Source organism: Streptomyces sp. NPDC031121 (genome assembly GCF_055570615.1).
This window is the reverse complement of the sequence record NZ_JBVIGV010000004.1, coordinates 344931-366462: the sequence shown is the minus strand read 5'-3', so window position 1 is coordinate 366462 and position 21532 is coordinate 344931. Positions and strand designations below refer to the sequence as shown.

Below are 21532 nucleotides of genomic sequence, written 5' to 3'. Positions count from 1 at the left end.
GCGCGGCCGACAAAGGATTCGTGAGTACCCTTGCGCACACCATGATGACCGCCGCCCGCCATGCCGACTCCGGCCTCGCCGGCCCGGGCGAACTCGACCGCTACCCGTACGCGGAGACCCCCGGGGCCGACCGCGTCGCCACACCCCGCTGGGAGGGCGCCGACGTCGAGTTGGGCCGAGTGGGCCGACGCCCGGCGGGCAGCCGCGGCCGCGGCCTGCACGGCCAACTCGTCCAGCAGCTCGGCCAGATGATCGTCTCCGGCGACCTCGGGGCAGACCGCCCCCTCGTACCCGAGGAGATCGGCCAGCGCTTCGAGGTCTCCCGCACGGTGGTCCGCGAGTCGCTGCGCGTGCTGGAGGCCAAGGGCCTCGTCAGCGCCCGCCCCAACGTCGGCACCCGGGTCCGGCCGGTCGCCGACTGGAACCTCCTCGACCCCGACATCATCGAGTGGCGGGCCTTCGGCCCCCAGCGCGACGACCAGCGCCGCGAGCTCAACGAGCTCCGCTGGACCATCGAGCCGCTCGCCGCCCGCCTCGCCGCCGGCCACGGCCGCGCCGACGTCCAGCAGCGCCTCGCCGACATGGTCGAGATCATGGGGCACGCCCTCGGCCAGGGCGACGCGATCACCTTCGCACGCGCCGACAACGAGTTCCACGCCCTCCTCATCCAGGTCGCCGGCAACCGCATGCTGGAGCACCTCTCCGGCATCGTCTCCGCCGCCCTCCAGGTCTCCGGCAGCCCGACGACCACCTGCGACCGGCCGAGCGAGGCGTGCGTCGCCCACCACGCCCGGATCCTGGAGGCGCTCGCCGCGGGGGACGCCGCGGGAGCCGAGAGCGCCATGCGGCAGCTGCTGACCGTGCACCCCGAGGTCGAGCGCGTGGTCCCCGCCCCGCGCGAGCACTGAGCGGCGGCGGACGGGAGGCGCGGAGGTACTCGCACACGTCGCCGGACCCGGCGGGGTCCGGCGACACCGGTGTGGACAGCCCCTCCAACGCCACCCGGCGCCCGTCCCGGACCGTCCCCCGCCCTCCGGCTCCCGCCGCCCCGCGCCCGTCCGCCCCGCCGCGCATGGCCCGCCGCACGCCCCCGGCCGCGGCCCGCCGCGGGCGTGTGACCACGGCCACGAATTTTTGGGCGTAACGCTCTGCGAGGTCACGCGATGACCTAGAGAGGTGATGGCCGACGGAGGGAACAGCAGCCCTTGCGGGTGCTGTGAAGCTCCCCGGCCCCTGCCCGCGCCCCCGGCCCATCCCCAGTCGGTGGTCGTCGGCTCCGGTCCAGCACCACCCGGTCCGGGGTCGGAAGCCGTTCCCATCGTTCCGAGAGGTTGTTCGTGTCGGCCAGCACATCCCGTACGCTCCCGCCGGAGATCGCCGAATCCGAATCTGTGATGGCGCTCATCGAGCGGGGCAAGGCCGAGGGGCAGATCGCCGGCGATGACGTACGTCGGGCCTTCGAGGCTGACCAGATTCCTGCGACCCAGTGGAAGAATGTTCTGCGCAGCCTCAACCAGATCCTCGAGGAAGAGGGTGTGACGCTGATGGTCAGTGCCGCGGAGTCGCCCAAGCGCACCACCCGCAAGAGCGTCGCAGCGAAGACCCCGGCCAAGCGGGCGGCCACCAGGACCGCCGCGGCGAAGACGACGGCTGCGCGGACCGTCGCCGCCGCGGAACCGGCGGCCGAAGCGGTGGACCCAGAGCCCGTCGGCGCCGCGGAGCAGGAGCCCGGAGCGGAGCCCGCCGCGAAGAAGACGGCGGCGCGCAAGACGGCCGCCAAGAAGGCCGCCCCCGCCAAGAAGGCGGCGGCGAAGAAGGCGGCCGCCAAGAAGACCGCCGCGAAGAAGGACGCCGACGAGGCCGGCGGGGAAGAGCCCTTGGAAGAGGGCCCCGGCGAGGTCAAGGGCGAGGTCGAGGAAGAGGAGGAGAGCGGCGAGGCCAAGGGCTTCGTCATCTCCGACGACGAGGACGACGCCCCAGCCCAGCAGGTCGCCGTCGCCGGTGCCACCGCCGACCCCGTCAAGGACTACCTCAAGCAGATCGGCAAGGTGCCCCTGCTCAACGCCGAGCAGGAGGTCGAGCTCGCCAAGCGCATCGAGGCCGGCCTGTTCGCCGAGGACAAGCTCGCCACCTCCGACAAGCTGGCGCCCAAGCTCAAGCGCGAACTGGAGATCATCGCCGAGGACGGCCGCCGGGCGAAGAACCACCTGCTGGAGGCCAACCTCCGCCTCGTGGTCTCCCTGGCCAAGCGGTACACCGGCCGCGGCATGCTCTTCCTGGACCTGATCCAGGAGGGCAACCTGGGCCTGATCCGCGCGGTCGAGAAGTTCGACTACACCAAGGGCTACAAGTTCTCCACCTACGCCACCTGGTGGATCCGCCAGGCGATCACCCGCGCCATGGCCGACCAGGCCCGCACGATCCGCATCCCCGTGCACATGGTCGAGGTCATCAACAAGCTCGCCCGCGTACAGCGCCAGATGCTCCAGGACCTGGGCCGCGAGCCCACCCCGGAGGAGCTGGCCAAGGAACTCGACATGACCCCCGAGAAGGTCATCGAGGTGCAGAAGTACGGCCGTGAGCCGATCTCCCTGCACACCCCGCTCGGCGAGGACGGCGACAGCGAGTTCGGCGACCTCATCGAGGACTCCGAGGCGGTCGTCCCGGCCGACGCCGTCAGCTTCACGCTCCTGCAGGAGCAGCTCCACTCCGTCCTGGACACCCTCAGCGAGCGCGAGGCGGGTGTCGTGTCCATGCGCTTCGGCCTCACCGACGGCCAGCCCAAGACCCTGGACGAGATCGGCAAGGTCTACGGCGTGACCCGCGAGCGCATCCGCCAGATCGAGTCGAAGACCATGTCGAAGCTGCGCCACCCCTCCCGCTCCCAGGTCCTGCGCGACTACCTGGACTAGCTCCCCCCGGCGCGCTCGCCGCCCGCCGACAGGGCCCGGCAGCATCCCCGGCAGGGGGCTGCCGGGCCCTGTCGTGATGTCCGCGCAACCCCTGGCCGGCACCGCGCGCGGGTGCGCATGCCCGCCGGACGGCCCACTCTGGGTGCAGAAGCGCACACCCAGCGTCAGGAGGCCCGATGCGTCGACCCATCTCCCGTGCTCTGGCGGGCGCGCTGGCCCTGGTGGCGGGAGCGGCCGCCGCCCCGCTGGCCCGAGCACCCCACGCCGCCGCGGACAGCATCGTGATCGGCGGCAGGCCGGTGAAGGTGGCGGACAGCCCCTGGGTGGTGGCCCTGGCCAGCCGTGACCGGTTCGGCGGAACGCGGGCCGGGCAGTTCTGCGGCGGCGCGCTCGTGGCCCCCACCCGGGTCGTCACGGCCGCCCACTGCCTGAGCCGGGAGGTGCTGGGCGCCCCGGTCGAGGCCGTCCGCGACCTGCGGGTCATCACGGGGCGCACGCAGCTGCGGGCGGACGAGGGCAGGGAAGTCGCCGTCCGCTCGGTGCGGGTGAACCCGGCCTACGACACGCGGAGCAACGCGGGCGACCTCGCCGTCCTGGAACTCGCCGAGGCGCTCGCCGAACAGCACGTGCTGCCGCTCGCCGGGAAGGACCACCCCGGCTACCGGGCCGGGGCGCAGGCTGCCGTGTACGGGTGGGGCGACACCAGCGGCTTCGGCGACTACGCGTTCGGGCTGCGGGCGGCCCAGGTCACCGTACTGGCGGACGAGGCGTGCCGGGAGGCGTACCCGGGCGATGCGGACGGTGAGTACCGGCCCGAATCCATGGTGTGCGCGGGACACGCCCGCGGGGGCCGGGACGCCTGCCAGGGCGACAGCGGCGGGCCGCTCGTCGCCGAGGGCCGCCTCATCGGCGTGGTGTCGTGGGGCCGGGGGTGCGGCCGCGCCGACAGCCCGGGCGTCTACACCAGGATCGCACCGCTGGCCGCCTTCGTGAACGGGCCGGAGGCGGTCCCGCAGCGCCGGGCGGCCCCGGACGCCGGGTGGGGCGCCGAAAGCGGCTCCAAGGCCCCCGTACGGGCCGAACAGGGGCATCCCTCCCGTTCGGCACCGCGGACATGAGGACGGGCGGCACTTCCGGATCTCGGAAATGCCGCCCGTCGACCGGCCTTGCCGGTCCTGGCTCGTCGGATGCGAGGTGCAGGCTTGTCAGCGGTCCTCGTTGTCGGCGTGCGCCGCCGGAGCGGACGTGAGCCGCTCGGTCTCATCCTGTATTTCCGCGGCGATCTTCTTGAGTTCCGGCTCGAACTTGCGCCCGTGGTGGGCGCAGAAGAGCAGTTCACCACCGCTCAGCAGGACGACGCGCAGATATGCCTGGGCGCCGCAACGGTCGCATCGGTCAGCGGCCGTCAGCGGGGTCGCGGGTGTCAGAACAGTAGTCACGTCGCCTCTTCTCTAGCTCGACGAGCTGTCGTACCAGGGTCAACATCCAACCAGGCCGAAAACGTTCCCGCTCGCGGCTTTTCCTCGAAACTTCCTTCCGAAGCTGGCCGGCTGCTGCCGGTTGGCGGCGAAGGAGCCGTATTGCGTTGCTTTACGGTTTCGCGTTGTCAGTCGTTCGCTTGTCGCAGTCGTCCTCCCCGGCGTGAGTGCCGGTTGTTCATGAGGACGTGCCCGAACCCTAAATGGTTCATGCCTCGAAGGGAACGTGATGTTTGCTTCACCCGCTCGGGGGATCGAACATCCGTGCGGATCTGCACTAGGCTGATGCAGCACGAGGGTGGCGTTGCATCGGCTCTACCAGGCCTCGGTACCCTTCGACGGGCAACCGACCCACCCCGTGCACCACCGGGTCCAGAAATGAAATTCAGCGAGGAGCGAACTGCGTGACCGCCGACACGTCCGTGCCTTCGAGCGCGCTGCTGTCCGGAGCAGACCGGGACGGCTCCAACTACACCGCGCGGCACCTGCTCGTCCTCGAAGGCCTCGAAGCCGTCCGAAAGCGGCCCGGCATGTACATCGGGTCGACCGACAGCCGCGGCCTGATGCACTGCCTCTGGGAGATCATCGACAACGCGGTCGACGAGGCCCTGGGCGGCTACTGCGACCACATCGAGGTCGTCCTCCACGACGACGCCTCCGTCGAGGTCCGGGACAACGGCCGCGGCATCCCCGTGGACGTCGAGCCGAAGACCGGCCTGTCCGGCGTCGAGGTCGTCATGACCAAGCTGCATGCCGGAGGCAAGTTCGGCGGCGGCTCCTACGCCGCCTCCGGCGGCCTCCACGGCGTCGGCGCCTCCGTCGTCAACGCCCTCTCCGCCCGACTCGACGTCGAGGTCGACCGCGGCAGCTCCACCCACGCGATCAGCTTCCGCCGCGGGGTGCCCGGCGCCTTCACGGGCCAGGGTCCGGACAGCCCGTTCGACCCCGCCAACGGCCTCCGCAAGATCAAGCGCATCGCCAAGGGGAAGACCGGCACCCGCGTCCGCTACTGGGCCGACCGGCAGATCTTCCTCAAGGACGCCCGGCTCTCGCTGGAGACCCTGCACCAGCGCGCCCGCCAGACGGCCTTCCTCGTCCCCGGGCTCACGATCGTCGTGCGCGACGAGCGCGGCATAGACGGCGCCGGCAAGACCGAGGAGACCTTCCGCTTCGACGGCGGCATCAGCGAGTTCTGCGACTACCTCGCCCAGGACAAGGCCGTCTGCGACGTCCTCCGCCTGAGCGGGCAGGGCACCTTCAAGGAGACCGTCCCCGTCCTCGACGAGCGCGGCCACATGACCCCCACCGAGGTCACCCGCGACCTCGGCGTGGATGTCGCCCTGCGCTGGGGCACCGGGTACGAGACCACCGTCAAGTCCTTCGTGAACATCATCGCCACCCCCAAGGGCGGCACCCACATCACCGGCTTCGAGCGCGCCGTCACCAAGACCCTGAACGAGGTGCTCCGCTCGGCGAAGCTGCTGCGCGTCGCCGAGGACGACGTCGTCAAGGACGACGCGATGGAGGGGCTGACCGCGGTCGTCACCGTCCGCCTCGCCGAGCCGCAGTTCGAGGGCCAGACCAAGGAGGTGCTCGGCACCTCGGCGGCCGCCCGCATCGTCGCCGCCGTCGTGTCGAAGGAACTCAAGGCCTTCCTGACCTCCACCAAGCGCGACGACAAGCAGCAGGCGCGCGCCGTGATGGAGAAGGTCGTCGCGGCGGCGCGGACCCGCATCGCGGCCCGCCAGCACAAGGAGGCCCAGCGCCGCAAGACGGCCCTGGAGACCTCCTCGCTCCCCGCCAAGCTCGCGGACTGCCGCAGCGACGACGTCGAGCGCAGCGAGCTCTTCATCGTCGAGGGCGACTCCGCCCTCGGCACCGCGAAGCTGGCCCGGAACTCAGAATTCCAGGCGCTGCTGCCCATCCGCGGCAAGATCCTGAACGTCCAGAAGTCCTCGGTCTCGGACATGCTGAAGAACGCCGAGTGCGGGGCGATCATCCAGGTCATAGGGGCCGGCTCCGGCCGCACCTTCGACATCGACGCCGCGCGGTACGGCAAGATCGTGCTCCTCGTCGACGCCGACGTGGACGGCGCCCACATCCGGTGCCTCCTGCTGACGCTCTTCCAGCGCTACATGCGCCCCATGGTCGAGGCGGGGCGGGTCTTCGCGGCCGTGCCGCCGCTGCACCGGATCGAGCTGGTCCAGCCCAAGCGGGGCCAGGACAAGTACGTCTACACGTACTCGGACAGCGAACTCCGCCAGACCCTCCTCGAATTCCAGCGCAAGAACATCCGCTACAAGGAATCGATCCAGCGCTACAAGGGCCTGGGCGAGATGGACGCGGACCAGCTGGCGGAGACGACGATGGACCCGCGCCACCGCACGCTGCGCCGGATCAACATCGGCGACCTGGAGGCGGCCGAGCAGGTCTTCGACCTGCTCATGGGCAACGAGGTGGCCCCCCGCAAGGAGTTCATCACCAGCTCCGCGGCCACCCTGGACCGCTCACGCATCGACGCCTGACAGGCGGCCCGGGGCACCCGGGCGGGGCGGCGGGCCGGCACCTCGGACGGTGCGGCCCGCCGCTGTGTGCCCGCACCGGCCCGCCCCTCCGCCCCGTCACCTGTTGGAGTGAAGAGCGCCGGTACACCAGTCCGGAAACCACTCATTCCGCACATCCTTGTGGCACGCCGCCAAGGCGGCAGCGGACAAGGAGAGTTCGGTGGACAAGCACGAAGGTCCCGACGCCGGAACGATCCGGCTCGAAGACCCCTGGTACGACGCGCTGGCCGTCGGCTGGGGCGAGGGCGACGGCGAGGTCGACGGCGGGTCCGAGGGCCGGGCCGGCGAAGCGCCGCCGCAGCCGGCAGGCGGCCGGGCGACCCCGGCCGCCGCGTCGGAGATCTACCTGGAGGTGCAGCGCAGCGCCGCCTTCCAGGAGGTCCGCAGGCGGTACCGCGGGTTCGTCGTCCCCGCGACCGCCGCCTTCCTGCTCTGGTACGTGGCCTACGTGGTCGCGGCGACCGCGGCGCCCGGGTTCATGGCCCGTCCCGTCGCCGGCGCGGTCAACGTGGCTTTGCTCGCCGGCCTCGGCCAGTTCCTCAGCACCTTCCTCCTGACCTGGGCGTACGCCCGGCACGCCCGGCTGCGCCGGGACCGGGCCGCACTGGATCTGCGGTGGACCGTCTTCGAGCAGGAGCGCGGGCGCGGGCGGGCCCGCGGCCGGGAGGCCGGCCGGTGACCGCCGGGCACCAGACGCTGGCTCTGGTCCTCTTCAGCACCTTCATCGCGGTGACGCTGGGCATCACCACATGGGTCAGCCGCCACCGGCACGGCTCCGCCGAGGAGTTCTATGCGGGGGGACGGCTGTTCTCGCCGATGGAGAACGGTTTCGCCATCGCCGGGGACTACATGTCCGCCGCGTCCTTCCTCGGCATCTCCGGGCTGATCGCCCTGTTCGGCTACGACGGCCTGCTGTACTCGGTGGGCTTCCTCGTCGCCTGGCTCGTCGTCCTCTTCCTCGTCGCCGAACTCGTCCGCAACTGCGGCCGCTTCACCCTCGCCGACGTCGTCGCGGCCCGGATGCGCGAGCGGCCTGTCCGGATCGCCGCCGGGACCGCCTCCGTCACCGTCTCCGTGCTCTACCTCGTCGCGCAGATGGTCGGCGCCGGCAGCCTCGTCGCCCTGCTGCTCGGGGACTCCGGCACCACCGCCCGCACGCTGACCGTGGTCGCGGTCGGGGCGCTGATGGTCGTCTACGTCACCTTCGGCGGCATGCGGGCCACCACCTGGATCCAGATCGTCAAGGCCGTCCTCCTGATGGGCGGGGCGGTCGCCCTCACCGTGCTCGTCCTGCTCCGCTTCCACGGCGACTTCGGCCTGCTGCTCACCAGCGCCGCCGAACGCAGCGGCCACGGCGAGCGGTTCCTGGGCCCGGGGCTGAAGTACGGCGGCGACTGGACCGCCCGCATCGACTTCATGAGCCTCGGACTGGCCCTGGTCCTGGGCACGGCCGGGCTCCCGCACATCCTGTCCCGCTTCTACACGGTGCCGACCGCGCGGGCCGCCCGCCGGTCCGTGGTCTGGGCGATCGGCCTGATCGGCGGCTTCTACCTGATGACCATCGTGCTGGGCTTCGGGGCGGCCGCGCTGGTCGGCACGGCCGAGGTCCGCGCCTCCCACACCTCCGGCAACACGGCGGTCCCGCTGCTCGCCGCGCACCTGGGCGGCGGGGCGGAGACCACCGGCGGGGCGGTGCTGTTCGCCCTGGTCTCGGCGATCGCCTTCGCGACGATCCTGGCCGTCGTCGCGGGCATCACCCTCGCCTCGTCGGCCTCCGTCGCGCACGACCTGTACGCCTCCCTCCGGCGCCGCCGCGCCCGCGCGCGCAGCGAGGTCGCGGTGGCGCGGACCGCCGCCGTCGGCATCGGGGCGGTGGCCATCGGGCTCGGGCTGCTGGCCCAGGACCTGAACGTGGCGTTCCTGGTGGGCCTCGCCTTCGCGGTGGCGGCCTCCGCCAACCTGCCCGTCCTGCTGTACTCGCTGTTCTGGAGCCGCTTCACGACGCGCGGCGCCGTGTGGTCGGTGTACGGCGGGCTGGTGCCGGCCGTGCTGCTCGTGGTGCTGTCGCCGGTCGTCTCCGGCAGCCCCGACTCCCTGTTCCCCGGGGTGGACTTCCAGTGCTTCCCGCTCCAGAATCCGGGGCTGGTCTCGATTCCGCTCGGGTTCCTGGCGGGCTGGCTGGGGACGGTGGCCTCGGCGGAGGAGCCGGACGCCGCCAAGCACGCCGAGACCGAGGTCCGCTCCCTCACCGGCGCCGGGGCCGTCTGAGGCGGAGGCGGCCGTCCGAGGCGGAGGCGGCAGGTCACGGGCAGTCGGCAGGGCGCCATGCGTAGCGGTGCTCGGGGCGGCCCGTCTCGCCGTAGCGCAGGGCCAGCGTCACCCGCCCGGTGCGGTCCAGCAGTTTGAGGTAGCGCTGGGCGGTCTGGCGGCTGATGCCGGCGCGGTCGGCGATCTGCTGGGCCGACAGGGGGCCCTCCGCGGCCAGCAGGACGCGGCGGACCAGTTCCGCAGTGGTGGGGGAGTGGCCCTTGGGCAGCTCGTTGGGGGAGCCGGCCGCGGCGAGCACCCCGAAGATCCGGTCCACCTGGGCCTGTTCGGCCTCGCCGCCCGTCTCCAGGGTGCGGCGCAGGGCCGCGTACGCCTCCAGCCGGCTTCTGAGGCCCTGGAAGGTGAACGGTTTGACGAGGTACTGGAGGGCGCCGAGGCGCATGGCGGCCTGCACTGTGGCGAGGTCCCGGGCCGCCGTGACCATGATCACGTCGGTGCGGTGGCCGAGCTGCCGCAGCCGCGCCACGAGGTCCAGGCCGCTGCCGTCGGGCAGGTAGTGGTCGAGGAGGACCAGGTCCACGGGCCGGTCCTCCAGACGCTCCAGCGCCTCGGACGCCGAGTGGGCGCGGGAGACGACGCGGAAGCCGGGAACCTTCTCGACGTACGCCGCGTTGATCCGGGCAACACGCATGTCGTCGTCGACGACCAATACGTGGATCGGGGATCCGCTCATCGCAGGGCCTCCGGGAGTACGACGGAGAACTCCGCCCCTCCGTCCGCTGTCCCGCCGGCCCGGGCCGTGCCGCCCTGCCGCTCCGCCATGCGGCGTACGAGGGCCAGGCCGAGACCGCGCTCGCGCCGGCCCTGGGGCTGCTTGGTCGACCAGCCCTCGGTGAAGATCGCCTCGCGATTGGGTTCCGGCACGCCGGGGCCGCTGTCGCGGACGAGGAGGACCACCGTGCGGTCCTCGCAGCGCAGCTCCACCTCGACGAGGGGTGCGGCCGATCCGGCGGCCGCATCCAGGGCGTTGTCCACGAGGTTGCCGGCGATGGTGACCAGGCCGCCGGGGTCGGCCAGGCGGTCGGGCAGGAAGCTGCCGTCGGTGAGGCGCAGCGGGACGCCGCGCTCGGCGGCGACCGTGGCCTTGCCCACGAGGAGTGCGGCCAGCAGCGGGTCGCGGACCTTCTCGGTGACCTGCTCGGCGGTGCTGCGCCGGCCGCCGGCGACCTCGGCGAGGAACTCCGCGGCTTCCTCGTGCAGGCCGAGGTCCAGCAGGCCGAGGAGGGTGTGGAGGCGGTTGGCGTGCTCGTGGTCCTGCGCGCGCAGGGCCTCGATCAGGCCGTGGGTGGAGTCGAGTTCGCGGCGCAGCTGCTCCAGTTCGGTGCGGTCGCGCAGGGTGGCGACGGCGCCGCCGTCCTCGGTGGGCATCCGGTTGGCGACCAGGACGCGCGCGCCCTGGACGGTGAGCAGATCGCGGCCGGTGGCGCGGCCGGAGAGGACGTCGGCGGTGCGGCCTGCGCCGAGGACCTCGTCGAGCGGGCGGCCGGGGGCTCGGGCGCCTTGGGCGGGGGAGAGGCCGAGGAGGCGGGCGGCCTCGTCGTTGACGAGCCGGATGCGTCCGGCGGGGTCGAGGGCGACGACGCCCTCGCGGATGGAGTGGAGCATCGCCTCGCGTTCGGCGAGGAGGGCGGAGATGTCGGAGAAGGCCAGGTCGCGGGTCTGGCGCTGGACGCGGCGGGAGAGGAGGCAGGCGGCGAGTGCACCGGCGGCCAGCGCGCCGCCGGCGTACGCGAGGAGGCCCGGGATGGCGCCGAGCAGCCGGGCGCGGACGCTGTCGTACGCGATGCCGACGGACACGGCGCCGACGATCTCGCCGTCGGCGGCGAGGAGCGGGACCTTGCCGCGGGCGGTGCGGCCCAGGGTTCCCTCGTCGATCTCCATCACGTCGCGGCCCGCGAGCACGTCGCCGGGGTCGGTGGAGACGGGCAGGCCGATGCGGTCGGGGCCGGGGTGGGAGCGGCGGACGCCCTGGAGGTCCATCACCACCACGTACTCGGCGCGGGTGGCCCGGCGGATCCGCTCGGCGGTGGCCTGCACCGGGCTGTCGGCGCTCGGCGCGGAGCCCAGCACCGCGGCTGCCAGGGACGGGTCGGCGGCCGTGCTGCGGGCGATCGCGAGGGCGCGCTGCATGGCCTGGTCGTCGAGCTGTGCGCTCAGCGGGGCCAGGAACAGCCCGGTGGCCAGGACGGCGACCCCGGCGGCGATGGCCAGCTGGGTCAGGAGGATCTGCGAGACGGCCCGTCGGGGCAGCCCGATGCGCCGAGCGCCGGGGGAGGGGAACCGCATGACCGGCAACCGTAGGTCGGCCGAGCCGGAAGGGGAATCCCCGGAGCAGGGCAGGGGCGGGTCAGGGGAGGGGGCGCGGGGGGCGGGGGCCCTCGTAGTGGCCGGTGGGGCGCATGCGGAGCGGGCGCTCCTGGTACTCCTCCAGTGCGTGGGCAATCCAGCCCGCCGTCCGGGCGACGGCGAAGACGGTCTCCCCGGCCTCGGCCGGCATCCCGGCGGAGAGGGTGAGCACGGCCAGGGCCAGGTCCACATTGGCGTGCGGGCCGCCGCGGCCGGCCGCCGTCGTGGCGACGAGCTCCCGGGCCGCGGCGAGCGCCGGAGCCGCCCCGGGGACGTCTTCGAGCCGGGCGAACAGCGCCGTCGCCCGCGGGTCCTCGCCCGCGTAGAGCCGGTGCCCGAGCCCGGGGACCGGGCGGCCGGCCCGCAGGTGCTCTGCGACCACGGGTGCAGCCCCGCCGCACTCCAGGACCTCGGCCAGTGTGCGGTGGGCGAGGCGTCCGGCGGCGCCGTGCAGCGGGCCCTCCAGGACGCCGAGCCCCGCCGAGACGGCGGCGTACGGGTGGGCGCGCGCCGAGGCGGCGACCCGTACGGCGAGGGTGGAGGCGGCCAGGTCGTGGTCGATGAGCAGGGCGAGCGCCAGGTCGAGGGCGTCCAGGCCCGCGGGGTCCGGCTCGCGCGCCGTCAGGCGGCTCCACAGGCGTGCCGCGAGCGGACCCTCCGGAGCGGTTTCCTCCGCCGGGCCGCCGGGCTCCGGCGCGGTCGGCGGAAGGGCGTCGACCAGGGTGGGGATCAGGCGCCGGGCGGAGCCGAGCACGGCTTCTTCCGACAGGTCGAAGCGCAGCGGGTCGGTCACCGCCGCGGCGGCGGTGGCCACGCGCAGCCGGTCGACGGGCCCGCTGTGCTCGGGCAGGGCGGCGACGGCGCGGCGGGCGGCGGCGAGGGCGTCCGGCGGGGCTGTGAAGCGGGCGTTCGGGCGGAGGGTGCCCGTCCACAGCCACTCCGCGGCCTCCTCGTAGGAGTGGCGGGCGGCCAGCCGGGCGGCGTCCACGCCGCGGAACCAGTAGCGGTCGGGCTCGATCAGGGTGAGCGAGGTCCGGACCACGGGCTCCCCGCCGACCGGGGGCGCCGCCTCCCGCCTGGTGCGCCGGGCCAGGGCCTCCACCTCGGCGGCGTCGAAGCTGCTGCCCCTGCCGACCGCGTCGCGGCGACTCGTGAGCTGGCCGCGGCTGACGTACGCGTACACGGTGGCCGGCTTGACGCCGAGGAGGCGTGCCGCCTCGCGGGTGCTGATCCGCCGTTCGCCCTGCGCCTCGTCCATGACGCACAGGGTACATATATTGATTCAATCAATATTGACAGTGATTCAATCCATCATGGATGGTCGATGCATGAACACCACCGTCGATGTGCCCCGCGGTCTCGCGGGAGTCGTGGTCACCGAGACCGCCCTGGGCGATGTCCGCGGCCGCGAGGGCTTCTACCACTACCGCCAGTACTCGGCCGTCGAGCTCGCCGAACGGCGCAGCTTCGAGGACGTGTGGCACCTGATGTTCCGCGGCGCGCTGCCGGCCGACGCGGCCGGTCGGGCCGCCTTCGCCGCCGAGATCGCGCCCCTGCGCAGACTCCCCGCGGACGTCGCGGCCGCCCTGCCCGCCCTCGCCCGCGCCACCGCCCCCTCGGGCCCCCTGGCCGGGCTGCGCACCGCCCTCTCCCTGCTCGGCGCCTCCGCCGGGTTCCGCCCGCTCTACGACCTGGACCCCGAGCAGCGCGCCGCCGACGCGCTCACGGCCTGCGCCGCCGTACCGACCCTGCTCACGGCGCTGTACCGGCTCGGCCGGGGCCTGGAGCCGGTCGCCCCGCGGGACGACCTGCCGTACGCGGCGAACTACCTGTACATGATGGCCGGGCAGGAGCCGGACCCGGCCGCGGCCCGCGCGATCGAGCAGTACCTCGTCTCCACCGTCGACCACGGCTTCAACGCCTCCACCTTCACCGCCCGGGTGATCGCCTCCACCGGCGCGGACGTCGCCGCCTGCCTCACCGGGGCGATCGGCGCCCTCTCCGGCCCGCTCCACGGAGGCGCTCCCAGCCGGGCCCTGGACACCCTGGACGCCATCGGCACGGCGGACCGCATCGAGCCGTGGGTCCGCGAGCGGGTCCTCGCGGGCGACCGCATCATGGGCTTCGGCCACCCCGTCTACCGCACCGAGGACCCGCGCTCGCGCATGCTCCGCCAGACCGCCCTCGGCTTCGGCGGCCCCCTCGTCGACTTCGCCGTGCAGGTGGAGCAGCACGTCGAGCGGATCCTCGCCGAGCTCAAGCCCGGCCGCGAGCTCCACACGAACGTCGAGTTCTACGCCGGCGTCGTCATGGAGCTGTGCGGGCTGCCGCGCGCGATGTTCACGCCGACCTTCTGCGCGGCCCGCGTGGTGGGATGGAGCGCGAACGTGCTGGAGCAGTCGGCCGATTCGAAAATCATCCGTCCGGCGGCGCGCTACGCCGGGCCGACGCCGCCCCGGCCGGTTCCGGTCCCCGCCTGAGTACGATCGGCGGGGTGAACAGCAGGCAGCCCGGCCGGTCCGACACCCGCACTCCGATCCCTGTCGTCGTCCTCGCCGGATTCCTCGGGTCCGGCAAGACGACGCTGCTCAACCACCTCCTCGCCCACCGCGGCGGCACCCGCATCGGGGTGGTGGTCAACGACTTCGGCTCCATCGAGATCGACGCGATGTCGGTGGCCGGCCAGGTCGGCGACTCCATGGTCTCCCTCGGCGGCGGCTGCCTGTGCTGCGCGGTCGACGGCAGCGAGCTCGACGCCTACCTGGAGAAGCTCTCCGATCCCGTCCACCGGATCGACGTGATCGTCATCGAGGCGAGCGGCCTGGCCGAGCCGCAGGAGATGATCCGCATGCTGGCCGCCAGCGAGAACCCGGCCGTCCGCTATGGCGGACTGGTGGAGATCGTGGACGCGGCCGAGTTCGACGCGACCCGCGCCCGGCACCCGGAGACCGACCGCCACCTGGCCGTCGCCGACCTGGTGGTGCTGAACAAGACCGACCGGGTGGACGACGCCGAGCGCGCCCGCATCGAGGCCGAACTGGCCGCCCTGTGCCCCGGGATCCCGCTCGTCGCCGCCGACCACGGGCGCATCGACCCCGAGCTGCTCTTCGACCGCCGCCCGTGGACCGAGACACGGGGCCAGCTGTCCTTCGAGGACCTGATCGCCGAGGCGCGGGACGGCTGCGGGGGCGGCGGCCCCACCGATCACACCGGGCACGCGCACACGCAGTACGAGAGCACGGAGTTCACCTCCGACCAGGCCCTCAGCCCCCGCCGCCTGATCGACTTCCTCGACCGGCGCCCCGCCGGCCTCTACCGGATCAAGGGCTTCGTGTACTTCGGCGTCCCCGGCCACGAGGAGCGCTACGAGGTCCACGCCGTCGGCCGGTTCCTGCGCTTCGCGCCCGGCCCCTGGGGGCGGGGCGAGCCCAGGGCGACCCGCCTCGTCCTGATCGGGTCCGGCACCGACGGGGCGGCCCTGCTGCGCGAACTCGACGCCTGCCGCGAGCCGGCCCCGCAGAACGCCGGGCCGGAGGCGATGTGGGGCATCCTCCGCTACGTCGCCCGCCCCGCCGGAGCCGACCCGGAGGCGGACGTCCGCGCCGAGGACCCCCCGGCCTCCGCCTCCGCGGACACCGCCGCGCCCGCGGAGGCGTAGGCCGCTTCCGGCCTCAGGCCACCTGGACTCCGTGGTCGGCGAGGAGGGCCGCGAGGCCGTCGCGGTAGCCCTTGCCGCCCGCGACGAAGTCCCAGTCGCCGTTGGCGCGGCGGCGGAAGGAGCCCAGGACCAGGGCGGTCTCGCCCGGGCGGCCGTCTGAGACGTCCAGGCAGCCCAGTTCGGCGCCGTCGGCCGCGAGGAGGCGTATGCGGGCGTCGGTGAAGCCGGTCAGGTCGGCGTGCGGGTCGGCTTCCGGGTCGACCGCGGCGACGAGGACCAGCCGGTCCGCGGCCTGCGGCAGCTCGTCGAACGCGACGGCCAGGGCGGCCTTGTCCGGTGCCCCGTGCGGGTGGGCCCGCACCGAGCCGTCCGGGGTGCGCGGGTTGTTGTAGAACACGAAGTGGTCCTCCGTCAGCACCCGGCTCCCCTGGCAGACCAGCGCGCACACGTCCAGGGCCGCCGGCCCCGACCACGCCATCCCGAGGACGTTGTGGTCCGCCGGGGACCCGTCCCCGGACCCGGCCGCGTCCGCGCCGCCCGCCGCGGCTGCGGCCGCCGGGCCGTCCGCCTGGCCGAGCCGGCCGCGCAGCCCGTGCTGGTGCAGCAGCTCCACCAGGGCCGGCCCGGGAACCAACTCCAGCGGCTTGCCGTTGGCAAAGGTGTACGAACCCGGCCCGAAGGAGGCAGTCGTGACGAGCACGCCCTTGTTCGCCCCCTTGTCCTGCACGGTGCCGTACAGATCCCGGACGGCCGTCGGCGGCACCGTCTTCCGGTAGCGCTTGACCTGCACCACGATCCGACCGCCCCGGATCGGGGCGGGGTCCAGCGCCTCCACGTCCACGCCGCCGTCGTTCGACCGCTGCGTCGTCACCGCCTCCATGCCCATCGCCCGGAACAGCTCCGCGACCAGGTTCTCGAAGTCGATCGGGTCCATCGCGAACAGGTCCGGCTCGTTGTCGTCCGCGCCCCCGCCGTGGCTGACGACGCCGCCGCCGACCTCGTCGGGCCGGCGCCCCGGCCGGACCGCCGTCCGCTGGTCGGGGCGCGCCGACAGCTGCCCGCCGAGCCCCGACACCAGGCAGTCCACGGCGCTGACCTGCTCCAGCCGCAGCCCCGTGAAGGCGGTGCGCGCCGCGCAGACCGAGGCGAGCACGTACCGCGCCTCCCGGCCCGTCGCGGGGTCGTGGCAGTCCACGAAGCCGTTGACGACGACGGAGTCCAGGGCGCCGAACTCGTCCGCGGCGTACAGCTCCCGCAGGACCAGCAGCATGCACTGCGCCAGCACGTCCCGGTACAGGGCACGCCGCTCCGTCACCGGGCGCGGCCGGACCTTGTCCTGGTCGGTGCTGGGCAGGTACTGCACCGCCCTGGCCTCCGGCACCACCGCGTACCCGGGCAGCTCCCAGTCCAGCACCAGCTCGCGCGCGGCCGGGTCGTAGGCGGCGGCCACCTGCCGCGGCAGCGCCTCGGGCCAGGCCGTCGAGGCGTACAGGGCGGCGGAGAAGTACTCGACGGCAGCCTCGGCGCTCCCGGCGCGCAGGGCGCCGCCCAGTTCGGCGAGCCCGCTGTTGTGCTCGCGGACCCCGGCGAGCTGCTCGGCCGCCCACCGGTCGTACTGCTGCCGGTACGCGGCGAGCTGCTGCTGCCGCCGGGCCTCCGCGGCGGTCGCGGCCTGCCAGGCCTCGGTGTACCGGGCGTGGGCCTCGCGCTCCGCCTGCGCCCGGTGCTGCGAGCCGAGGGTCCAGCCGCTGCTCTGCCGCTGGAAGTCCTCCAGGCGCGGGAGCGGTACGGGCTGCGCCAGCGCACCGGGGTCGAACGGGGCCACCTGCTCGGGGCGGACCAGCGAGGCCATCCGGAACGCCGGCGCGCGGCAGCCGGCGACCAGCAGCCCCTTGAGCGCGGCGACCTCGGCGTCGAGCGCGGCGGTGCGGCGCAGGGCCTCGGCCTCGCGGTACTGGCGGTGGCTGCGGTTCGCCTCCCGCTCGTAGGCCCGCTGCCGGCGCTCGGCCTCCCGCTGCTGCACCAGCTGCGTCTGCTGCTGCCGCCGCTGGGCCTCGGCCCAGGTCCCGATCAATCCGCCCGACCGACGACTCATCAGCGGTGTACTCCCCCCACAACACCCGGAGGGAAAACACTAGTCGGCATTCGGGTGGTACGTCCCCCGGCTGTACCACCCGATGCCGTCCTGCGCCCTACAGCGCGGCGCCCGCCACCACGGAGACCGCCGCGGGCAGCGCGGCGCCCGAGCCGTCGCGGCGCGGGTCGACGGCCGGCAGTGCGGCCGGGGCGCCGTTCGCCGCCGCCGCCCGCGCCGGGGCGTTGCCCGCCCAGGCGAAGGTCAGCAGCTCCTCGCCCTTGAGGAACCGCTGGCAGCGGACGCCGCCGGTGGCCCGGCCCTTGCGCGGGTACTGGTCGAACGGGGTCAGCTTCCCGGACTGCACCGAGTCGTCGAGGGTGCCGCGGGAGCCGGCCACGGTCAGCACCAGCGCGTCGCGCGCCGGGTCGACCGCCGAGAAGTGGATCACCTTGGCGCCGGAGGCGAGCTTGACGCCGGCCATGCCGCCGGCCGGGCGGCCCTGCGGGCGCACCTGCGAGGCCGGGTAGCGCAGCAGCTGGGCGTCGTCGGTGATGAACACGAGGTCCTCCTCGCCGGTGCGCAGCTCGACCGCGCCGACGATCCGGTCGCCCTCCTTGAGGGTGATGACCTCCAGCTCCTCCTTGTTGGCCGGGTAGTCCGGCACGACGCGCTTGACGACGCCCTGCTCGGTGCCGAGGGCCAGGCCCTGGGAGGACTCGTCCAGCGAGGTCAGGCAGACGACCCGCTCGTCCGGGGCGAGCCCGGAGAGGAACTCCGCCAGCGGCGCCCCGCCGGCCAGGTTCGGCGCGGCGTGGGTGTCCGGCAGCTGCGGCAGGTCGATCACCGACAGCCGCAGCAGCCGCCCGTGCGAGGTGACCGCGCCGATGTCGCTCCGCGCCGTCGTCGCGACCTGGGAGACGATCAGGTCGTGCCGGGCGCGCGGCGCGCCCTCCTCCGCCGCCACCGGGTCCCCGGTCGCCGTGCGCGCCAGCAGGCCCGTCGAGGACAGCAGTACGCGGCACGGGTCGTCGGCGACCTCCAGCGGGACCGCCGCGACCGCGCTGCCCGCCGACTCCAGCAGGACGGTGCGGCGCTCGGTGCCGAACTTCTTGGCGACCGCCGCCAGCTCGGAGGAGACCAGCTTGCGCAGCTCCGCGTCCGACTCGAGGATCCGGGTCAGCTCCTCGATCTCGGTGGTGAGGCGGTCGCGCTCGGCCTCCAGTTCGATCCGGTCGAAGCGGGTGAGCCGGCGCAGCGGGGTGTCCAGGATGTACTGGGTCTGGACCTCGCTCAGCGAGAAGCGCTCCATGAGCCGCTCCTTCGCCTGCGCCGAGTTGTCGCTGTCCCGGATGATCCGGATGACCTCGTCGATGTCGAGGAGGGCGACCAGCAGGCCCTCCACGAGGTGCAGCCGGTCGCGCCGCTTGCCGCGGCGGAACTCGCTGCGCCGGCGCACCACGTCGAAGCGGTGGTCGAGGTAGACCTCCAGCAGCTCCTTCAGGCCCAGCGTCAACGGCTGGCCGTCGACCAGGGCGACGTTGTTGATGCCGAAGGACTCCTCCATCGGCGTCAGCTTGTAGAGCTGCTCCAGGACGGCCTCGGGGTGGAAGCCGTTCTTGATCTCGATGACCAGGCGCAGGCCGTGCGCGCGGTCGGTGAGGTCCTTGACGTCGGCGATGCCCTGGAGCTTCTTCGCGTTGACGAGGTCCTTGATCTTCGCGACGACCTTCTCCGGGCCGACCGTGAAGGGCAGTTCGGTGACGACCAGGCCCTTGCGGCGGGCGGTCACGTTCTCCACGGACACCGTCGCGCGGATCTTGAAGCTGCCGCGGCCGTTCTCGTACGCGTCCTTGATCCCCGACAGGCCCACGATCCGGCCGCCCGTGGGCAGGTCCGGACCGGGGACGAAGCGCATCAGCGCCTCCAGGTCCGCGTGCGGGTAGCGGATCAGGTGGCGTGCGGCGGCGATGACCTCGCCCAGGTTGTGCGGCGGCATGTTCGTCGCCATGCCGACCGCGATTCCGGAGGCGCCGTTGACCAGCAGGTTCGGGTACGCGGCGGGGAGGGCGACCGGCTCGCGCTCCTGGCCGTCGTAGTTGGCCTGGAAGTCGACGGTGTCCTCGTCGATCGACTCCGTCATCAGCGACGTGGCGTCGGCCATGCGGCACTCGGTGTAGCGCATGGCGGCCGGCGGGTCGTCGTTGCCCAGCGAGCCGAAGTTGCCGTGCCCGTCGACCAGGGGGAGGCGCATCGAGAAGGGCTGCGCCATGCGCACGAGGGCGTCGTAGATCGACGCGTCGCCGTGCGGGTGCAGCTTGCCCATGACCTCGCCGACGACGCGGGCGCACTTCACGTACCCGCGGTCGGGGCGCAGGCCCATCTCGCTCATCTGGTACACGATGCGCCGGTGCACCGGCTTCATGCCGTCGCGGGCGTCGGGCAGGGCGCGGGAGTAGATCACCGAGTACGCGTACTCGAGGAAGGAGCCCTGCATCTCGTCGACGACGTCGATGTCGAGGATGTTCTCCTCGAAGTCCTCCGGCGGCGGGGTCTTCGTGCTGCGGCGGGCCATCGCTGCGCGGCTCCTTAACCAAGAAAGGGATGTGCTGGGGGTCTGGCTGGGCGGTCTGGCGGGATCTGGTGACAGGGGCTGACGGGGGTCGTCGCGGACCATTGTGTCCCGACGCACCGACAGGCCCGACCCCGACCCGGGTACGGGCCGGGAACTTCTCCGGCGCCCGGCACGCTTGCATACAGTGGCAGGTCTGACGGAATTCTCTGCATCGCGATCGAAGGGACCACATGCCCATGGGTCACACGGCCACAGCCCAGGCCGGCTCCGGCGGCCTGACAGCGACCGAGCACCGGCTGGCCAACGGCCTGCGCGTGGTGCTCTCGGAGGACCACCTGACCCCGGTCGCGGCGGTCTGCCTGTGGTACGACGTCGGCTCGCGCCACGAGGTCAAGGGACGCACCGGCCTGGCTCACCTCTTCGAGCACCTGATGTTCCAGGGCTCCGCGAGCGTACCGGGGAACGGCCACTTCGAGCTCGTCCAGGGCGCCGGCGGCTCCCTCAACGGGACGACGAGCTTCGAGCGCACCAACTACTTCGAGACAATGCCGGCCCACCAGCTGGAGCTGGCGCTGTGGCTCGAAGCGGACCGGATGGGCTCGCTGCTGGCCGCCCTGGACGAGGAGTCCATGGAGAACCAGCGCGACGTCGTCAAGAACGAGCGCCGCCAGCGCTACGACAACGTGCCGTACGGCACCGCCTTCGAGCGGCTGACCGCCATGGCGTACCCCGAGCCCCACCCCTACCACCACACGCCGATCGGCTCGATGGCCGACCTGGACGCGGCCTCGCTGGAGGACGCGCGCGCGTTCTTCCGCACCTACTACGCGCCCAACAACGCGGTGCTGTCGGTCGTCGGCGACATCGACCCGGAGCAGACGCTCGCCTGGATCGAGAAGTACTTCGGCACCATCCCCGCCCACGACGGCAAGCAGCCCCCGCGCGACGGCACGCTGCCCGACACCATGGGCGGCCAGCTCCGCGAGGAGATCACCGAGGACGTCCCGGCCCGCGCCCTGATGGCCGCCTACCGGCTGCCCCACGACGGCACCCGCGAGTGCGACGCCGCCGACGTGGCGCTGACCGTCCTCGGCGGGGGCGAGTCATCCCGCCTGCACAACCGCCTGGTCCGCCGCGACCAGACCGCCGTCGCCGCGAGCTTCGGCATGCTCCGCCTGGCCGGCGCCCCCTCGATGGGCTGGCTGGACGTGAAGACCTCCAGCGGCGTCGAGGTGCCCGCCATCGAGGCCGCCGTGGACGAGGAGCTCGCCCGGTTCGCCGCCGAGGGCCCCACCGCCGAGGAGATGGAGCGCGCCCAGGCCCAGCTGGAGCGCGAGTGGCTGGACCGGCTGGGCACCGTCGCCGGCCGGGCCGACGAACTGTGCCGCTTCGCGGTCCTCTTCGGCGACCCGCAGCTGGCGCTGACCGCCGTGCAGCGCGTCCTCGACATCACCGCCGAGGAGGTCCAGGCCGTGGCCGCGGCCCGACTGCGCCCCGACAACCGCGCGGTGCTCGTCTACGAGCCCCTCGCCGCCGGCGACTCCGACGCGAACGAGAACGAGAACGAGGGGGCGGAGCAGTGAGCGACACCGCAGCC

The 21532-nt window shown here is 73.3% G+C and carries 15 protein-coding genes; 9 read left to right on the top strand and 6 right to left on the bottom strand.

Annotation, left to right across the window (positions count from 1 at the left end; translation table 11 throughout):
- Positions 1 to 20: 20 nt before the first annotated feature.
- The 3 genes from ACZ462_RS09625 to ACZ462_RS09615 all read left to right on the top strand — a co-directional run bounded on the left by ACZ462_RS09625 (position 21) and on the right by ACZ462_RS09615 (position 4030).
- Positions 21 to 908, top strand: a complete 888-nt coding sequence (locus ACZ462_RS09625) for a FadR/GntR family transcriptional regulator (protein ID WP_467804555.1) — start codon at positions 21 to 23, stop codon at positions 906 to 908.
- Positions 909 to 1337: 429 nt separating this feature from the next.
- A complete protein-coding gene (locus ACZ462_RS09620) occupies positions 1338 to 2912 on the top strand; it encodes an RNA polymerase sigma factor (protein WP_467804554.1) in 1575 nt (524 codons plus the stop codon).
- Between the two features lie 176 nt (positions 2913 to 3088).
- Positions 3089 to 4030, top strand: a complete 942-nt coding sequence (locus tag ACZ462_RS09615; protein ID WP_467804553.1) for a serine protease — start codon at positions 3089 to 3091, stop codon at positions 4028 to 4030.
- 87 nt (positions 4031 to 4117) lie between these two features.
- Here the strand turns inward: ACZ462_RS09615 and ACZ462_RS09610 are convergent, their stop codons facing one another.
- Positions 4118 to 4351, bottom strand: coding sequence for a DUF7455 domain-containing protein (locus tag ACZ462_RS09610; protein WP_467804552.1), 234 nt, complete (start codon positions 4349 to 4351; stop codon positions 4118 to 4120).
- Between the two features lie 443 nt (positions 4352 to 4794).
- Here ACZ462_RS09610 and ACZ462_RS09605 point away from each other — a divergent pair, with 443 nt between their 5' ends.
- The 3 genes from ACZ462_RS09605 (at position 4795) to ACZ462_RS09595 (ending at position 9222) form a co-directional block, all read left to right on the top strand.
- A complete protein-coding gene (locus ACZ462_RS09605) occupies positions 4795 to 6915 on the top strand; it encodes a DNA gyrase/topoisomerase IV subunit B (protein ID WP_467804550.1) in 2121 nt (706 codons plus the stop codon).
- A 199-nt stretch (positions 6916 to 7114) separates the two neighbouring features.
- On the top strand, positions 7115 to 7633 hold the full coding sequence (locus ACZ462_RS09600) for a DUF485 domain-containing protein (protein WP_467804549.1): 519 nt from the start codon (positions 7115 to 7117) through the stop codon (positions 7631 to 7633).
- The gene (locus tag ACZ462_RS09595; protein WP_467804548.1) at positions 7630 to 9222 is read left to right on the top strand and encodes a solute symporter family protein; all 1593 of its coding nucleotides are present in this window, start codon (positions 7630 to 7632) and stop codon (positions 9220 to 9222) included. The genes ACZ462_RS09600 and ACZ462_RS09595 overlap by 4 nt, the downstream gene beginning before the upstream one ends.
- A gap of 34 nt (positions 9223 to 9256) precedes the next feature.
- On the opposite strand, the gene ACZ462_RS09590 is transcribed toward ACZ462_RS09595, so the two are convergent.
- The 3 genes from ACZ462_RS09590 to ACZ462_RS09580 form a co-directional block, all read right to left on the bottom strand.
- Positions 9257 to 9955, bottom strand: a complete 699-nt coding sequence (locus tag ACZ462_RS09590) for a DUF7342 family protein (protein WP_467804546.1) — start codon at positions 9953 to 9955, stop codon at positions 9257 to 9259.
- A complete protein-coding gene (locus ACZ462_RS09585; protein WP_467804545.1) occupies positions 9952 to 11568 on the bottom strand; it encodes a sensor histidine kinase in 1617 nt (538 codons plus the stop codon). Before ACZ462_RS09585 ends, ACZ462_RS09590 begins: the two co-directional genes overlap by 4 nt.
- Before the next feature lie 61 nt (positions 11569 to 11629).
- Positions 11630 to 12886, bottom strand: coding sequence for a citrate synthase (locus ACZ462_RS09580; protein WP_467804544.1), 1257 nt, complete (start codon positions 12884 to 12886; stop codon positions 11630 to 11632).
- A gap of 55 nt (positions 12887 to 12941) precedes the next feature.
- Here ACZ462_RS09580 and ACZ462_RS09575 point away from each other — a divergent pair, with 55 nt between their 5' ends.
- Both ACZ462_RS09575 and ACZ462_RS09570 read left to right on the top strand, forming a co-directional pair.
- Positions 12942 to 14108 carry a citrate synthase gene (locus tag ACZ462_RS09575; protein ID WP_467804543.1) on the top strand — a complete coding sequence of 389 codons (1167 nt, stop codon included), beginning with the start codon at positions 12942 to 12944 and terminating at the stop codon, positions 14106 to 14108.
- 14 nt (positions 14109 to 14122) lie between these two features.
- A complete protein-coding gene (locus ACZ462_RS09570) occupies positions 14123 to 15286 on the top strand; it encodes a CobW family GTP-binding protein (protein ID WP_467804542.1) in 1164 nt (387 codons plus the stop codon).
- Positions 15287 to 15299: 13 nt separating this feature from the next.
- On the opposite strand, the gene ACZ462_RS09565 is transcribed toward ACZ462_RS09570, so the two are convergent.
- Entirely contained in the window at positions 15300 to 17381 is a 2082-nt protein-coding gene (locus ACZ462_RS09565) for a restriction endonuclease (RefSeq protein ID WP_467804541.1), read from the bottom strand.
- Positions 17382 to 17478: 97 nt separating this feature from the next.
- Entirely contained in the window at positions 17479 to 19935 is a 2457-nt protein-coding gene (locus ACZ462_RS09560; RefSeq protein WP_467804540.1) for a DNA gyrase/topoisomerase IV subunit A, read from the bottom strand.
- Between the two features lie 236 nt (positions 19936 to 20171).
- Here ACZ462_RS09560 and ACZ462_RS09555 point away from each other — a divergent pair, with 236 nt between their 5' ends.
- Positions 20172 to 21518, top strand: a complete 1347-nt coding sequence (locus ACZ462_RS09555; RefSeq protein ID WP_467804539.1) for a M16 family metallopeptidase — start codon at positions 20172 to 20174, stop codon at positions 21516 to 21518.
- Positions 21519 to 21532 lie beyond the last annotated feature (14 nt).

Excerpts from the sequence above, each read along its gene's own strand:
- ACZ462_RS09615 (WP_467804553.1), top strand. The coding sequence starts at position 3,089 with ATGCGTCGACCCATCTCCCGTGCTCTGGCGGGCGCGCTGGCCCTGGTG.
- ACZ462_RS09590 (WP_467804546.1), bottom strand. The coding sequence starts at position 9,955 with ATGAGCGGATCCCCGATCCACGTATTGGTCGTCGACGACGACATGCGT.
- ACZ462_RS09585 (WP_467804545.1), bottom strand. The coding sequence starts at position 11,568 with ATGCGGTTCCCCTCCCCCGGCGCTCGGCGCATCGGGCTGCCCCGACGG.
- ACZ462_RS09580 (WP_467804544.1), bottom strand. The coding sequence starts at position 12,886 with ATGGACGAGGCGCAGGGCGAACGGCGGATCAGCACCCGCGAGGCGGCA.
- ACZ462_RS09575 (WP_467804543.1), top strand. The coding sequence starts at position 12,942 with ATGGATGGTCGATGCATGAACACCACCGTCGATGTGCCCCGCGGTCTC.
- ACZ462_RS09565 (WP_467804541.1), bottom strand. The coding sequence starts at position 17,381 with ATGAGTCGTCGGTCGGGCGGATTGATCGGGACCTGGGCCGAGGCCCAG.
- ACZ462_RS09560 (WP_467804540.1), bottom strand. The coding sequence starts at position 19,935 with ATGGCCCGCCGCAGCACGAAGACCCCGCCGCCGGAGGACTTCGAGGAG.
- ACZ462_RS09555 (WP_467804539.1), top strand. The coding sequence starts at position 20,172 with ATGGGTCACACGGCCACAGCCCAGGCCGGCTCCGGCGGCCTGACAGCG.